The 15,457-nt window shown below is 63.0% G+C and carries 14 protein-coding genes; 11 read left to right on the plus strand and 3 right to left on the minus strand.

Translation table 11 applies throughout. The features are described from left to right. The first annotated feature begins 60 nt into the window (after positions 1-60). The 7 genes from QCE73_RS16105 (at position 61) to QCE73_RS16135 (ending at position 7,707) form a co-directional block, all read left to right on the plus strand. Positions 61-960, plus strand: a complete 900-nt coding sequence (locus QCE73_RS16105; RefSeq protein ID WP_035498142.1) for a LysR substrate-binding domain-containing protein — start codon at positions 61-63, stop codon at positions 958-960. A 301-nt stretch (positions 961-1,261) separates the two neighbouring features. Beyond that, complete coding sequence (locus tag QCE73_RS16110) at positions 1,262-2,164, plus strand: amidohydrolase family protein (RefSeq protein WP_187603439.1); 903 nt, start codon at positions 1,262-1,264, stop codon at positions 2,162-2,164. A gap of 44 nt (positions 2,165-2,208) precedes the next feature. Beyond that, positions 2,209-3,135, plus strand: a complete 927-nt coding sequence (locus tag QCE73_RS16115; RefSeq protein ID WP_035498139.1) for an amidohydrolase family protein — start codon at positions 2,209-2,211, stop codon at positions 3,133-3,135. 124 nt (positions 3,136-3,259) lie between these two features. After that, positions 3,260-4,684, plus strand: a complete 1,425-nt coding sequence (locus QCE73_RS16120; RefSeq protein ID WP_309882285.1) for a UbiD family decarboxylase — start codon at positions 3,260-3,262, stop codon at positions 4,682-4,684. After that, on the plus strand, positions 4,681-5,271 hold the full coding sequence (locus tag QCE73_RS16125) for a UbiX family flavin prenyltransferase (RefSeq protein WP_309882286.1): 591 nt from the start codon (positions 4,681-4,683) through the stop codon (positions 5,269-5,271). The genes QCE73_RS16120 and QCE73_RS16125 overlap by 4 nt, the downstream gene beginning before the upstream one ends. Positions 5,272-5,309: 38 nt before the next feature. Next, positions 5,310-6,428, plus strand: a complete 1,119-nt coding sequence (locus tag QCE73_RS16130) for a GTP-binding protein (RefSeq protein ID WP_309882287.1) — start codon at positions 5,310-5,312, stop codon at positions 6,426-6,428. A 181-nt stretch (positions 6,429-6,609) separates the two neighbouring features. Next, positions 6,610-7,707 (plus strand): porin, encoded by a 1,098-nt coding sequence (locus QCE73_RS16135; RefSeq protein WP_404989787.1) that lies wholly within the window; start codon positions 6,610-6,612, stop codon positions 7,705-7,707. A gap of 116 nt (positions 7,708-7,823) precedes the next feature. Here QCE73_RS16135 and QCE73_RS16140 read toward each other — a convergent pair whose 3' ends face one another. Both QCE73_RS16140 and QCE73_RS16145 read right to left on the minus strand, forming a co-directional pair. After that, the gene (locus QCE73_RS16140) at positions 7,824-10,034 is read right to left on the minus strand and encodes a molybdopterin cofactor-binding domain-containing protein (RefSeq protein WP_309882290.1); all 2,211 of its coding nucleotides are present in this window, start codon (positions 10,032-10,034) and stop codon (positions 7,824-7,826) included. Next, positions 10,035-10,490 carry a (2Fe-2S)-binding protein gene (locus tag QCE73_RS16145; RefSeq protein WP_035498132.1) on the minus strand — a complete coding sequence of 152 codons (456 nt, stop codon included), beginning with the start codon at positions 10,488-10,490 and terminating at the stop codon, positions 10,035-10,037. 105 nt (positions 10,491-10,595) lie between these two features. Between QCE73_RS16145 and QCE73_RS16150 the strand changes: the two genes are divergently transcribed. Then, positions 10,596-11,501: a LysR substrate-binding domain-containing protein gene (locus QCE73_RS16150; RefSeq protein WP_309882292.1), complete on the plus strand. Its 906-nt coding sequence runs from the start codon at positions 10,596-10,598 to the stop codon at positions 11,499-11,501. On the opposite strand, the gene QCE73_RS16155 is transcribed toward QCE73_RS16150, so the two are convergent. Then, on the minus strand, positions 11,479-12,372 hold the full coding sequence (locus QCE73_RS16155; protein ID WP_309882294.1) for a LysR substrate-binding domain-containing protein: 894 nt from the start codon (positions 12,370-12,372) through the stop codon (positions 11,479-11,481). The genes QCE73_RS16150 and QCE73_RS16155 overlap by 23 nt on opposite strands. Positions 12,373-12,522: 150 nt before the next feature. Between QCE73_RS16155 and QCE73_RS16160 the strand changes: the two genes are divergently transcribed. From QCE73_RS16160 to QCE73_RS16170, 3 genes are read left to right on the plus strand one after another with little or no spacing between them, the layout of a single operon-like run. Beyond that, complete coding sequence (locus QCE73_RS16160) at positions 12,523-12,669, plus strand: hypothetical protein (protein ID WP_309882296.1); 147 nt, start codon at positions 12,523-12,525, stop codon at positions 12,667-12,669. Between the two features lie 36 nt (positions 12,670-12,705). Beyond that, positions 12,706-14,046: a nucleobase:cation symporter-2 family protein gene (locus QCE73_RS16165; RefSeq protein WP_035498128.1), complete on the plus strand. Its 1,341-nt coding sequence runs from the start codon at positions 12,706-12,708 to the stop codon at positions 14,044-14,046. 24 nt (positions 14,047-14,070) lie between these two features. Further along, positions 14,071-15,456 (plus strand): amidohydrolase family protein, encoded by a 1,386-nt coding sequence (locus QCE73_RS16170; protein ID WP_035498126.1) that lies wholly within the window; start codon positions 14,071-14,073, stop codon positions 15,454-15,456. Position 15,457 lies beyond the last annotated feature (1 nt).

Below are 15,457 nucleotides of genomic sequence, written 5' to 3' on the forward strand. Positions count from 1 at the left end.
TATGTGCACAAAATCGATATGTGAAATACGATTTCGGAATCCATTCGATACGAGAAACATATGGATATCCGGCAGCTCCGCTATTTCATTTCAGTCGCTGAGGAAGGCAACTTCAGTCGCGCGGCCGAGCGTCTGCACATCTCTCAACCGCCGCTGAGCCAGCAGATCAAGTCGCTGGAAGACTCGCTTCGGGTTACGCTTTTCGTGCGCGGACGCCACGGGGCACGGTTGACGCGCGCCGGAGAGGCGCTCCTCGTGCGCGCGCGCAGCATCGTCGGCGACTGCGACTCGGTCGAGAAGCTCTTGCGCAGGGTCGCCGATGGACTCGAAGGCTATATCCGCATCGGGATCATCAACTCGGTGATGTACGGTCCGTTGCCGAGGACCATGCATCTGTTCCAGAAGCACAATCCGGAAGTCGAGTGGACGCTGCATGAGCTCTTGCCCGATCAGCAGCAAGAGGCATTGGTGCGGGGCAAGATCGACGTGGGCTTTGCGTGCAGTCCGACGGAGCATCGCGAGCTCCGGTCGATCCTGGTCTATCCGCAACCGCTGGTCGTCGCGCTGCCGGACAGCCATCCGCTTGCCGATTGCCGTTCCGTCAGTCTGCGCGTGCTCTCCGTTGACCGGTTCGTCCTGCTCAACACACAGAGTCCGATGATTCGAGGCATTCTCGCCGCGTGCATCACGGAGGGCTTCCAGCCGCGTGTGCTGCACGAATCCGCCGATCCCGAGACGATACTCAGTCTCGTGGGTGCCGGCGTCGGCATCAGCATCCTGCCCGAGTCGCTCTCGACCACGCCGCGCGAGAACGTCGCGTTCGTCGCACTGGACGAATCCGCGATGAATGCGGACCTCTACGCCACGGTCCGGCGTGACGACTCGCTGCCCGCGCTCGAGCGCTTTCTGGCGTTGCTGAGCGAAGTCACGGACGCGTGGCGCAGCGAATCATCCGACTGACGCGTCGATAAAAAAGGCATTCGTTGCGGGTTTTCCATGCCCATATGCCCTCGCCTTTCGCTTGACAAGCAAATCTCGACCGCTGCATGATTCGCTCGTGGGTAGAAGCGGTCGATTGAACATGCAGCGGCGCAATGCCGCGATCGTTCAACTGGAGATTGCTCACTGACGGAGTATTTGTCAGTGGCGTCAGTTTCCTTTCTCTGCCCCCTCGACAATGCTCCCGAATGCAAGATGCAGTCCGCTCGGCTCATGCCGCGGTCTGCCTGCCTTCAACCTAAGCATTGCGAGGAGATCCCGCATGATTATCGACACCAGCTGCTACCCGACGAATCTCGTCGATCTGGCATGGCGGCATGATGGCGAACCCTTCACCGGAGAACGCCTGATCCAGATGATGGACGGTCCGTTCACGATCAACGGCAAGCCGCGCCGCATCGATAAGGCCTTCATCCAGCCGCCGCAAGGCAACACCATCTACACCTACACCGACGGCAACAAATCCGGCGTCGAGTCCATCGACGCGTACATGGCTTATACGGTGGAAATGGTCGAGAAATATCCCGACCGCTTCATCGGCTGCTTCGTCTACAACCCGCGCTGCGGTGTGGAGAACGGCGTCAATGCCATCGAGCATTACGTTCGCAAGCTCGGCTTCAAGATGGTTCAGTTCCAGGCCAACATGCACGCCTACCGGCCCGACCGCGCGCTCGACTGGCTGCGTCCGGCGCTGCAAAAGTGCGCGGAACTCGGCGTGATGGTCAAGCTGCATACGGGCGATGGCCCGTACAGCATTCCGACTGAATGGGTACCCATGATCAAGGAGTTCCCGACGGTCAACTTCATCATGGCGCACTTCGGTGTGCAGACGGGCGGCGTCTATTGTTTCGAGCCCTTCCAGATGGCCATGGACCTGCCGAACGTGTATTGCGAATCGGGCTGGTGCCTGCAGTCGCGCATCGTCGAGTTCGCGAAGGTGCTGCCGAAGCACAAGATCCTGTTCGGTTCCGATACCCCGCCGAACGAGCCGGGCATGTGGCTGCGTCTGCTCGAAGTGCTTTGCTTCGAACCGCCGCAGGGTCTGAATCTCGATGAAGACACGCTCGAAGACTATCTCGGCAACAACACGGCTCGCATGATCGGCCTCGATCCCACGCCCGCGCCGCGCTCCGTCGAAGAAGCGAAGACCTTGCTGGCCGCCTGAGCGAGGCTGCGGCACGCCAATTCACAAGATACTGGAGTACCAGCATGATCATCGATACCCATCTGCACCCGACCAATCTCGTCGACGAAGCGTGGCGACACACCGGCGAGCCGTTCACAGGCGAGCGTCTGCTGAAGATGATGGATGGACCGTATGTCATCAACGGCAAACCGCGCCGCATCGACATGGGCTTCATCCAGCCGCCGCCGGGCAATACCGGCTATCGCGACGGCAACCGTCGCGGCCGCGAGGGCATCCGCGACTACATGGCTTACGTGGCCGAACTGACACAGAAGTACCCCGATCGGTTCATCGGCAACTTCACGTTCAATCCGCGCTGGGGTCCGGAAGAAGGCGCGCTCGAACTCGAATTTCACGTGAAGGAGTACGGCTTCAAGATGCTGAAGCTGCACGCGAACATGCACGGCTATCGTCCGGATCGCGCGCTGGACTGGCTGCGCCCCGCGATGAAGGTTTGCGCGAAATACAACGTCGTCGTTCTGATCCATACCGGCGACGGTCCCTACACGATCCCGACGATGTTCTATCCGATCATCCGCGAGTTCCCGATGGTGAATTTCATCATCGGTCACTTCGGCATTCAGACGGGCGGCAACTACTCGTTCGAAGCGTTCTGGATGGCGATGGACACACCCAACGTGTACTGCGAGTCGGGATGGTGCTTCCAGTCGCGCATTGTCGAGTTCGCCCGACAACTGCCACGCGACAAGATCGTTTTCGGCACGGACACGCCGCCGAACGAGCCGGGCATGTGGCTGCGCGAGCTGGAGATGTTGTGCGGTCCCGCGCCGCAGGGCATGGATCTCGACGAGGACGGTCTCGAAGACTATATGGGCAACAACATCGCCCGTCTGGTCGGCATCGAGCCGTCGCCGCCGCCGCGCAATCTCGACGAAGCCGAGCTGCGCCTGAAGGATAGCTATGCAAAGCTCAACGACGTCGTAGCGTAAGCGGACGTGCGGCGGGCCGGCGCATCGACGGCCGGCCCGCGATAGCAGCCGAGCGCAGCGGCCCCCGGGATACGGTCCACATAGACACCCCGGGGCGTTGCAAGGCTGATGACAAGGAATAACCATGACATCGTCTAATCCATCTGCCCTCGCCTGCTCGCGCGCAAATCCGCAAGATTTCCGCCATTTTCTCGACGGCTACAGCATTGCAAATCCGGGCGACGTTCTGACCATTCGCGAAAGCGCGAGCGCGAATCAGGATCCGACCGCAGTGATATGGCAGCTTGCCGCGAGAGGGCAACATCCTTTACTGATTTTCGATCGGGTCACAGGTCTTCGGAGTCCGTTGATAACCAACGTCTTCGCGTCGCGCAGCCGGATTGCGTGGATGCTCGATTCGTCTCTCGAGAATCTGCACGCGGCATTCCAGCAGCGCAGCCGCCGGATGATGCCGCCGCGCCTGCTGGCGAATGGGCCGGTGCTGGAGCACGTCCAGACCGATAACATCGATCTGACCGACATTCCGGCCATCACCCATTTCTCGACGGATCGCGGTCCGTACATCACGAACGCCATTCTGATCGCCGAGGATCCTGAAACGGGCGTCGGGAATGCGAGTTATCACCGTTCGACGCTCCATTCGACCACCGAAATCGCCACCAGCCTGCATTCGCGCGGGCATCTCTGGCGCATGCTCCAGCGAGCTCAGGAGCGTGGAACTTCGCTGCCCGTCGCGATGGTGATCGGCGCTCATCCCTTGTTCATGCTTGCCGGTGCGGCGCGGTTGCCCTACGGGGTCGACGAGCGTCATGTGGCGGGCGGCCTGTTCGGCGCGCCGCTCGACGTCGTGCGCACGCCGAGACACGGTATCGCGGTACCGGCGTACGCGGAAATCGTGCTCGAAGGCGTGATCGATCCGCAGGCACGCGCAGACGAAGGCCCTTTCGGCGAGTTCACGGGCTACTCATCGGATCGTTCGACGAACAACCTCTTTCGCGTGCAAAGCGTGCTGCGCCGGCGCGATGCGATGCTGATCGATGTGGCCGGCGGCAATTCCGCCGAACACCTCAATCTGGGTCGCATTCCGCGCGAATCGGAGATGGTCGAGAAGCTCAAGGAGCGCTTTCCGAGCGTAACCGCTGTCCACTATCCCTCTTCCGGCACGCACTTTCATGCTTACGTGGCGCTCAGGCAGATGCGCGCCGGCGAAGCGCGACAGGTCATGCTCGGCTTGCTGGGTTGGGATCCCTATCTGAAAACGGTCATCGCCGTGGACGCGGACGTCGATATCACGCGTGACGAAGAGGTGCTGTGGGCCGTGGCCACCCATTTGCAGCCGCACCTGGACGTCGTGATCATCGACGGCTTGCCGGGCAGCGCGCTCGACCCGTCCGCATCCGGTGTGGGGACGACATCGCGAATGGGACTCGACGCGACGCGCGGCCCCAACTTCGACGGAGTGCGCGCGCAGATCAGCGCCGAAGCCATGGCGCGCGCCGCACAACTGATCGCTGCAGCCAGATCGCACACAGGGCCGGATAGCGTATGACGAAGCGCATGATCGTTGGCATCACGGGCGCGAGCGGCGCGGTTTATGGCGTGCGTCTGCTACAAAGTCTCGCGCAACGCCCGGAGTGGGAAACGCACCTCGTGCTGTCCGCGTCCGGACTGTTGACGGCGGGGCACGAGCTCGGGCTGCAGCGCCGCGAGATCGAGGCCATGGCGCATGTCGTGCATAACGTGCGGGATATCGGCGCGGCCGTCGCCAGTGGTTCATTTCGTTGCGATGGCATGGCCATCGCACCGTGCTCGATGCGCACGCTGGCCGCGATAGCCACGGGCCTCGCCGACAACCTGATCACACGCGCCGCCGACGTGATGCTCAAGGAACGCCGCAAGCTGGTGCTCATGGTGCGCGAGACGCCGCTCAATCTCATCCACCTGCGCAACATGACCACCGCGACCGAAGCCGGGGCGATCGTGTTGCCGCCCGTGCCTGCCTTCTATAACCACCCTCGAACTGTGGACGACATCGTCAACCATACCGTCGGGCGCGTGCTCGACCTTTTCGACATCGATCACGACGGTCTCGTCGGTCGCTGGCAAGGGCTTCGGCCTGAACATTCAGCGGCATAAGCACCTTCTCGAACATCGACACCATTGCAGGAGACATCATGAGCCAACTCGACACCCGACATGCTTCTTCCAACGCGCCCGTTCCGGTCACGATCCTGACCGGGTTCCTCGGATCGGGCAAGACGACACTGCTGAACCATATCCTGACAGAGCGGCATGGGCATCGCATCGCCGTGATCGAGAACGAATTCGGGGAAGTCGATGTCGATTCGGATCTCGTCATGACGTCCGATGAAGAGATCTTCCAGATGACGAACGGCTGCATCTGCTGCGTCGTCGATGTGCGTACCGACCTCGTTCGCATCCTCCAGAAGTTGCTGGAGCGTCCGGAGAAGTTCGATCACATTCTCGTGGAGACGAGCGGTCTCGCCGATCCCACGCCGGTGGCGGCAACGTTCTTCATGGACCACGACGTGGCGCGCCAGGTGACGCTGGATGGCGTCGTCACGCTGGTCGACGCGGTACATATCGAGAGTCATCTCGACGACCCGGCCCTGCGAGGGCGCGACAATCAGGCAGTCGATCAGATCGTTGCAGCCGACCGGATCATCATCAACAAGACCGACCTGGTGCCGAGCTGGTTCGTCGTCGCCCTTGAACAGAGGTTGCACCGGTTGAACGAGGGTGCGCAAATCTTGCGCTCCAACTACGCACAGGTCGATCTGAGCCAGATCCTGGGCATCGGCGGATTTACGCCGACATCGGCAAGCCTGGACGTCGAAGAAGAACACGACCACGCTCACGACCCCGACCACGTGTGCGACGAGGCTTGCGAGCACGCCCACGACCATCACGAACACGACGAAGGCGATAGCACACCGCACGGTCATCGCCACGATCCTTCGGTAACGTCCGTGTCGCTCGTGTTCGACCGTCCGTTCGATCGCTCGCGACTCGATGCCGGTTTGCGCGCGCTACTCGCGGCTCAAGGCGACGATGTATTCCGTATGAAGGGAATCTTCGATATCGCCGACGAGAATCAGCGCTATGTCGTTCAGGCGGTGCACCGTCTCTTCGACCTGCATCCGGCCGATACCTGGGCTGCGGGTCCGCGCGAAAGCAAACTGGTGTTCATCGGACGCAATCTGGATCGTCAGCGTCTCAAGGTGCTGCTCGACCTGTGTCTGTCGCGGCAGCATGCGGACGTCGTTGTGTGAGGCCTTCGGGCTTGGCGTTTTCGTAGCGTGTGACCCCGACGACACGTCAAGCCCATTTCTTTTGTTCTGAATGCATCGGTTGAGGTCGACCTTATGAAAACAGATAAGGATAACGAATCAACACGATCTATTCCGCCAAAGTGATCGGCGTACTAAACCAAGCGTGTTGACTGGAAACCCTATGAAATCGAAACATATCGTGGCGGACTGCGTTCCGAAATCGACGAAACTGACTGTACTTCTTTTTGCGGCGCTGTCGGCGGGAACGGCCTGCGCCCAATCCAGCATACAACTCTATGGTCAGATAGACGAATGGATCGGTTCCCAGAAATTCCCCGCAAACGAGCGTGCGTGGAATATCTCGGGCGGCGGGATGTCCACGTCCTATTGGGGCATGAAGGGGACCGAGGATCTCGGCGGTGGATTCAAAACGATCTTCGCGCTGGAAGCGTTTTATCGCCCGCAGAACGGTCAAGCCGGGAGATTCCAGGGCGATACTTTCTTCGCGCGTAACGCGTATGTCGGCATGTTCTCACCGTACGGCACGCTGACGGCCGGGCGCATTACGTCGAATCTGTTTGTGTCGACGATCCTCTTCAATCCGTTCGTCGACTCGTACGTGTTCTCGCCGATGATCTATCACACGTACCTCGGCACCAGCACCTTTCCTGCCTATCGGACAGACCAGGGCGCGGTCGGTGACTCGGGATGGAGCAATTCGGTTGCCTATACATCGCCGGACTTCTCCGGCCTGAGCGGTTCGGTGATGTATTCGTTCGGCAACGGTGCCGGCGCAGGCGGCCAGCATAAAGACAGCGCGCAAGTGCTGTATCTGAATGGGGCGCTCAGTGCGACCGCGGTCTACCAGTACGTGAACTATAAGAACGTCGCCAACGATTTCTCGAACCCGGCCTCGGCCAACATCGTTGCAGGATTGCGCAGCCAAAGTATCGGCCAGCTTGGCCTGACCTACGATTTCAAGCTCGTGAAGCTATACGGGCAGTACATGTACACGCAGAATTCCGTGTCGTCAGGGGACTACCACGTGAGCACCGGTCAGGCAGGTTTCACGATACCGATCGCAAACGGCAAGGTCATGGCGTCCTATGCGTATTCGAAGGATTCCGGCGGTTTCGATCAAACCAGGAGAACGTGGGCGGTCGGCTACGATTACCCGCTATCCAAACGAACCGATGTCTACGCTGCGTATCTGGATGACAAGATATCGGGCGAATCGCACGGCGAGACATTCGGTGTTGGGATTCGCGCGAAGTTCTAGCGTTGCTTATGGACCGCGATGCCGGATCAAGCTTTCACGCGCTGGACAGGGAAAGGAACCGAGGCGCTGCCTCACTAAAGGCAGGCTGCCTCGGCGACGTCTACATAACGGTTGCCTCAGACTCGAACTTTGCGCAGATCGAACGGCGTCTCGCGCAAGCGCTTGCCCGTCAGCCTGAACACGGCATTGGCGATCGCCGGTGCCACCGACGGACTCGACAACTCGCCGACACCGCCGGGCTTCGCCGGATCGCCCTGCACGATCTGTATGTCGATGTCGGGCATGTCGTTCATGCGCATCACGCGATACGAACCGAAATTGGTCTGCTGAACCTGACCGCCGCGGATATCGATGCGGTCCGCGAGCGCGTGTCCGAGTCCCCACATCAATCCGCCGTACAACTGCTCTTCGACGCCGCCCGGCGACACCGCGAGCCCGCAATCGGCCACGCATGTGAGCTTGTCGATCACGATGGCATCGTCCCGGCGCGTCACGCGCGCAATCACCGCGATATAGCTGCCGTACGCCCGGTTCGTCGCGACGCCGAGCGCGGTGCCGCGCGGCAGCGGCTTGTCCCAGCCGGCTCGCGTCGCCGCCTCGCGCAACACGGCGACATGCCGCGCATCCTTCATATGCGCAAGCCGAAAGTCGACCGGATCGCGATGCCCTGAATGCGCGGCTTCGTCCATGAACGACTCGACCGCGAACACGTTCGGGATATAACTCACCGCGCGATACCAGCCGGTCGGCACGCCCGTTTCGTGACGCACCCAGCCGATATCCACATGCGGCGCGCCATAGGCGAACTCGAATTTGCTGATGGCTTCCGTGGTGCTGTAGTCCATGCGATCGGGGCGATCGGTGTAGCCCGGCTCCCATTGTTCGGGCGATGCGGGCATCACCGCGCGCAGTTGCAGCGCCGAGAGATTGCCGCGCGCATCGAGCACGGCCCGCGCACGATGATGGCTCGCCGAATGATAAAAGAGCGCGCGCATTTCGTCCTCGCGGCTGTTCATCAGCTTGACCGGCTTGCCGGTTTGCAGCGCGAGCCACGTGACTTCGAAGAGCCAGTACTTCGATTCGCGCGCACCGAAGCTGCCACCCGAAACCAGCTCGTGCAGCACGACGCGATTCGCCGGAATGCGGCCGATCACTTCGGCCGCCTCCCGTGCCATCGATGGCACCTGCAACCCGCCCCAATACGCGATGCCGCCGTCTTTCGCCCATGCCGTCACGTTGACGGGTTCGAGCGGATTCTGCGCCTTGTAAGGCATCGAGTACGACGCCTCGATCACACGCGAACCGTGCTTCAGGACGGATGCGGCGTCGCCGTTCATCACGGTCGGCACGACCCGGGCGGCGGGATCGTCGAGCCATGCGGCCTGACGCGCGGACAGATCGCGGCTGTCGAACTTTTTGAACGGACTGTCTTCCCATTCGATGCGCAACGCCGCCTGCCCCTTGTGCGCGGACCAGTAATCGTCGGCGAGCACGGCCACGCCAGCCTGATTGCCGCCGAGCACATCCGGGCGTCCAGGTATCTGCACTACCTGGCGCACGCCTGGCACGGCGAGCGCGGCTTTGGCGTCGACGCTGCGCACGCGCGCATCGATCACGGGCGCGCGCGTGACGACCGCGACCAGCATGCCGGGCAAGCGCACGTCGATGCTGTATGCGAACGCGCCGCACACCTTCTGCGCGGCGTCGCGCTTCTTGCGCAGCTTGCCGATATACCTGAACTGCGACGGATCTTTGAGCGGCACGTCTTTCGGCGCAGGCAAGCTCGCGGCGACGGCGGCGAGCGTGCCGTAGCTCGCGCGCGCGCCACTCGCCTTGTCGATCACGAAGCCATCGTCCGTGGAGCACGCGGACGTCGGCACATTCCACTGTTTCGCGGCGGCCGCGATCAGCATCGCGCGAGCGGTCGCGCCCGCATGTCGCAAGCGATCGTATTCGAGCGACACGCTCGTGCTTCCGCCCGTCGAAAACACCTTCCACAAGGGATGAATGTAATCCGCGTAGAACGGATTCTCGGGCGTGATCACGTCGATGCGAAACGGATCGACATCCAGTTCTTCCGCGACCATCGCGGCGAGCGCGGTGCGCGTGCCGGTGCCCGAATCGTGCTTATGAACGACGAGCTTGATGGTGTCGTCGGGCAGCACGCGCACCCAGGCGTTCGGCTCGAATTCGCCGTCGCGTGGGTGCGGATCGCCGCTCTTCGCCGACGCCTCGGGCAACCGGAAGCCGATCGCGAGCCCCGCTGCCAGCAACGCGGACCCTTGCTGTATGAAACGGCGACGCGCCGCGCGATGTTCGATCCGCATTCAGGCCTCCGCCGCCGCGCGTTTGATCGCCCGGCGAATGCGCGAATACGTCCCGCAGCGGCAGATGTTGCCGGACATCGCCGCCGCGATGGCGTCGTCGCTGACGGACGTCTTGCCCTTCAGAAACGCGGCCGCCTGCATCAATTGCCCCGACTGACAGTAGCCGCATTGCGGCACGTCTTCCGCGATCCACGCACGCTGCAAGGGACTCGCGCCATCCTTGGACAAACCTTCGATCGTCGTGATGCGCCGGCCCGCGACGGCCGCGATCGGCAACAGGCACGAGCGCACCGCTTCGCCCTCCAGATGCACCGTGCACGCGCCGCAAAAGCCGCCGCCGCAGCCGAATTTCGTGCCCGTCAGACCCAGCGAATCGCGCAGCACCCACAACAAGGGCATGTCTTCCGGTACATTGTCGAGCGAGTGCCGCGCGTCGTTGACGATGATTTCTATCATGCGCTGTCTCCTGAATGTCGTTCGTGTTCGCGGCATTATGGGAAGCCGCCGCGGCGGAACGCCAGCGACGATTTCTTTGATCATCCGTAAGCCCGGCTAACACCCATGTTGAAGCGCTACCCTTCCATCCAGTCGATGCAGGCCTTTCTCCAGGCCGCGCGTGCCGGCAGCTTTTCGAGCGCGGCGCGTCAGTTGTCGCTCACGCATAGCGCGATCAGCCAGCAGATCCGCACGCTCGAGGATTTTGTCGGCCAGCCGCTCTTCGTGCGCGAAGGCGCGCGCGTCGTGCTGACCGATGCGGGCGCGCTCTTCGCGAATCAACTGGGCGATGGCTTCGAGCAGATCGATCGTGCGCTGTCGTCGGTGAAGGAACGCGAGGTCAAGCAGTCGATCACACTCGACGTCGATCCCGAACTCGCGCAAAGCTGGCTCGTCGCGCGCCTGCCCGCGCTGCTCGGCGCGCTGACAGGCGTGACGCTGACCGTGTTGTCCGCGCCGCGACACGATCGCAGCGCATTCGAGCGCGTGGATCTCGCACTGCGTTACGGCTATGGCGAATGGGATGGCTTCGAGAACGCGCTGATCTGCGGCGATCGCCTGACGGTCATGGGCGCGCCCGCGCTGCTCAAAGCGCGCGGGCTCACCGCGCCGCTTGCGCCGGAACACGTGCTCGCGCTGCCCTTGCTCGGCTACACGAAGCGCTCATGGATACCGTGGCTCGCCGCTGCCGGTCTGCCGGAAGTTGAACCGCATGCGGTTGCCGTCTTCGACAACGCGGCGGGACTGATCGCGGCCGCGAGCGCGGGCGTGGGCGTCGGACTCGCGCGTGGCCTGCTCGCCGCCGATGCACAGCGCGACGGCAGGCTGATCGAATTGACGCAAGTCGAGATCCCGACGCACTACAACCTCTACGCCGTATGGCCGCGCGAAAAGTCGGCGCGCGTGGCCCCGCTCGTCGATGCGATCCGCGCGCTCGTCGCGCAAACGCTCAATGCGCGCGTTCCGCGCTGACGACCTCGCGCACCGTTTCGAGAAACCGCGCCAGCACCGGCGACGGCGTTTCCGCGCGATAACGCGCATGCAGCGAAACTTCGGGACGCTGCCCCGCGAGCGGCACGAAGGCGACGCCGCCGCCCGACAACTGCTCCGCCGACGCCGGCAGCAGCGCAACGCCGAGCCCTTCGCGCACGAGACATAGAAGCGTGTGCAGCTCCACGACTTCCTGCTCGATGCGCGGCGTGAAGCCCGCCTCGACGCAACAGTCGCGCAAGAACCGCGCGAGTTGGGACTGCAGCAAACCGAACGACAGGAAGCGCTCGGCTTCGAGTTCGCGCAGCGCGATCTCCCCGCGCGACGCGAACGGATGCGTCATCGACAACGCGACCACGGCGGGTTCGCGCAACACGACTTCGCTGACGATCTCCGGATCTTCGCGCGCCACGCGAAAGAAGCACACATCGAGCCGGCGCTCTTTCAACGCCTGAATCTGCGCGGCGGGCGTCATCTCGTGCAGCGTCCATCTCACTTGCGGATGCTTGCGCGCGAATACGCCGAGCGCGCGTGGAATGGGCTCGACCATCGCCGAGCTGATGACGCCGATCTCCAGGCTGCCCACTTCGCCGCGTCCCGCGCAACGCGTGAGATCGATCGCGCGCTCGAACTGCGCGAAGATCAGCGGCGCCTGTTCCTTCAGTGTTTTCCCTGCCTCGGTGAGCTCGACGCGATGTTGCGAGCGCAGGAAAAGCGCGGTGCCCATCTCCTCTTCGAGTATGCGGATCTGCTGACTCAGCGGCGGCTGCGAAATGTGCAGCCGCGCGGCCGCGCGGCCGAAATGCAGTTCATCGGCGAGCACCGCGAAGTACCGCAAAAGCCGCATATCCATATCGCCAACGTATCAAAGTCGTGGTCAAAAAATATTGTACAGAGCGTGCGTAACTTGTGAGACTGCATCGCAAGCAGCAGTGCACGTCAGTGTGACACTCGATGCCGGCGAGGGGAAGACGCAGTCACGACGCGTCTTGCAAAAGGCCGCATGGGCAAGCTCGCGAGAGCTTTCGTTCCATCGACGCGCCTGCCCGCGATGCGGCAACTGGACAAGCCAGTTCCCCTCAAGGAGATCGAGACCATGATCATCGACACGAGCGGGCTCGCGGCTCCGTATCCGGTCGCGCAGACCTGAACAACCCCGCCGACAACGATAATCAGGAGACACGTGATGAACCCCGAACAACACCCCGTCGATCGAGTCCTGCCCAAGCGGCAGATGATCACGCTCGGCCTGCAGCACATGCTCGTCGCTTATATCGGCGCGATTGCCGTGCCGTTGATCGTCGCATCCGCATTGAAGATGTCGCCCGCCGACACCACCGTGCTCATCAGCACGGCGCTCTTCTGCTCGGGCATCTCGACGGTGCTGCAAACCGTCGGCATCTGGAAGTTCGGCGTGCGCCTGCCGATCCTGCAAGGCGTTGCGTTCAGCAGCGTGGGTCCGGTCATCGCGATCGGCATGAGTCCGGGCGTCGGCTTCGCGGGCGTGTGCGGCGCGGTGATCGGCGCGGGCGTGTTCACGATGTTCGCCGCGCCGCTCGTCGGACGTCTGCGGCGCTTCTTTCCGCCTGTCGTGACCGGCTGCATCGTCACGGTGATCGGGCTGCAGCTCTTTCCCGTCGCGTATCAATGGGCGGGCGGCGGCGAGAACGCGCGGCAGCACTTCGGCGCGCTGCCCTTTCTTTGCGTCGCGCTCTTCGTCGCGCTGGTGATCCTCGCCGTCAACCGCTTCGCCAATGCGTTCCTGCGCAATCTGTCGGTGCTGATCGGCCTCGTCGCGGGCAGCGTGCTGGCCTGCGCGCTCGGCATGGGCGACTTCGGCAGCGTCGCCGACGCGCCGTGGTTCACGATGCCGCTGCCGTTTCACTTCGGCATGCCCGTGTTCTCCGTGGTGCCGGTGCTGACGATGATCGTCGTCATGGTCGTGCAGATGGTCGAATCGATGGGCCTCTTCGTCGCGATCGGCGATATCGTCGACAAGAACATCAGCGAGGAAGACGCCGTGCGCGGCATGCGCGCGAACGGTCTCGCGAGCGCGATCGCCGGCATGTTCGCCGCGTTTCCGTTCATCGCGTTCATGGAAAACGTGGGCCTCGTGATTCTGACCGGCGTGCGCAGCCGATGGGTCGTGGCGGTGAGTGGCGTGCTCATGTGCGTCGTCGCGCTGGTGCCGAAGATCGGGGCGGTCGTGGCCGCGACGCCTGCGGCCGCGCTCGGCGGCGCGGGGGTCGCAATGTTCGGTGTCGTGGTCGCGGCGGGCGTGCAGACGCTCTCGAAAGTGGACTTCGAGCGCAATCGCTACAACGTGCTGATCGTCGGCTTCACGATCGCGACCGCGCTCATTCCCGTGATGGCCCCGCAAGTCTTCAAGCAGATGCCGGAGTGGACGCAGCCCTTCGTGCACAGCGGCGTCGTGCTCGCGTGCCTCGTATCGGTCGTGCTGAACGCCGTGCTCAACGGTGCCCACGAAGAAGAAGACGTGCCTGCGCACAGCATGGTGCGCGAGTGAAACGTAATGACAGGACTACCCTTCATGAACATGAAAAACGAAGCGCTGCTGATCAGAAATCCCGTCGCGGTGATGAGCGGCTTGCGCGGCGATGACGCGCGTCTCGGACAGGTCGACATTCGCATCCGCAACGGCATCATCGAGGCCATCGCGCCCGATCTCCAGGCTCGCGACGGCGAGCGCGTCATCGATGCGAGTGCGTGCGTCGTCTATCCCGGCTGGGTGAACACGCATCATCATCTGTTCCAGAATCTGCTCAAGGCGGTGCCTTCGGGCATCGATGCGGATCTGCAGGAATGGCTCGCAGCCGTGCCCTATCCGCGCCTTGCGCGCTTCACGCCGGAGCTCGCGCGCGTCGCGGCACGCCTCGGCATGGTCGAACTGCTTTTGTCGGGCGTGACGACGTGCGCGGACCATCACTATCTCTATCACGCGGACGGCACGACGGAAACCGGCGATCTGCTCTTCGACGAAGCGGCGTCTTTCGGCTTGCGCTTCGTGCTGTGTCGCGGCGGCGCGTTGCAGGCGGCGGGCGATCACCCGGGCTTCTCGAAGGTCGCGCTCAAGCCTGAAACGCTCGATCAGATGCTTGCCGATATCGAACGACTGAAGGCGCGCTATCACGATCCACGCGCGGCATCGATGCGCCGCGTGGTCGTCGCGCCGACGACACCGACCTTCTCGCTGCCTCCCGCGCTGCTGCCCGAAATCGCGCGCGCGGCGCGCGGCATGGGTCTGCGCATGCACACGCATCTGTCGGAGACGCGGCGCTATGTCGAATTCTGCCGCGAGCGGTTCGACATGCTGCCGGTCGAGTTCGTCGCCGAACACGAATGGCTCGGCCCCGATGTATGGTTCGCGCACCTCGTGCATCTCGAAGCGAGCGAGATCGCGATGCTCGCCGAAACGGGCAGCGGCTGCTCGCACTGCCCTGTCAGCAACGCGCGGCTCGGCAGCGGCATCGCGCCCGCGCCGGCGATGGCCGCGGCGGGCGTGCCGATGTCGCTCGCGGTGGATGGCGTCGCGTCGAACGAGTCGGGCAGCATGATCAACGAGGCGCACTTCGCGTGGCTCGTGCATCGCGCGGCGCAAGGCGCGTCGGCGACGACGGTGGAGGAGACCATTCACTGGGGCAGCGCGGGCGGCGCGGGCGTGCTCGGCCTCGATGCGGTCGGCTCGATCGAAGTCGGCAAGGCTGCAGACCTCGTGCTGTACGACATCGACGATCCGCGCTTTTACGGCTTCCACGATCTCGCCGTTGCGCCGGTGACGGCGGGCGAACCCGCGCGTGTGCGCTACAACATCGTGAACGGGCGCGTGGTCGTCGATGACGGCGTGATTCCCGGTCTCGATATCGATGCCTTGCGCCGCGAGGCCGCTGAGGGCGTGAAAGTTTTGCTGGCCGACTAGC

The organism is Caballeronia sp. LZ029 (genome assembly GCF_031451275.1).
Taxonomy (GTDB): domain Bacteria; phylum Pseudomonadota; class Gammaproteobacteria; order Burkholderiales; family Burkholderiaceae; genus Caballeronia; species Caballeronia jiangsuensis.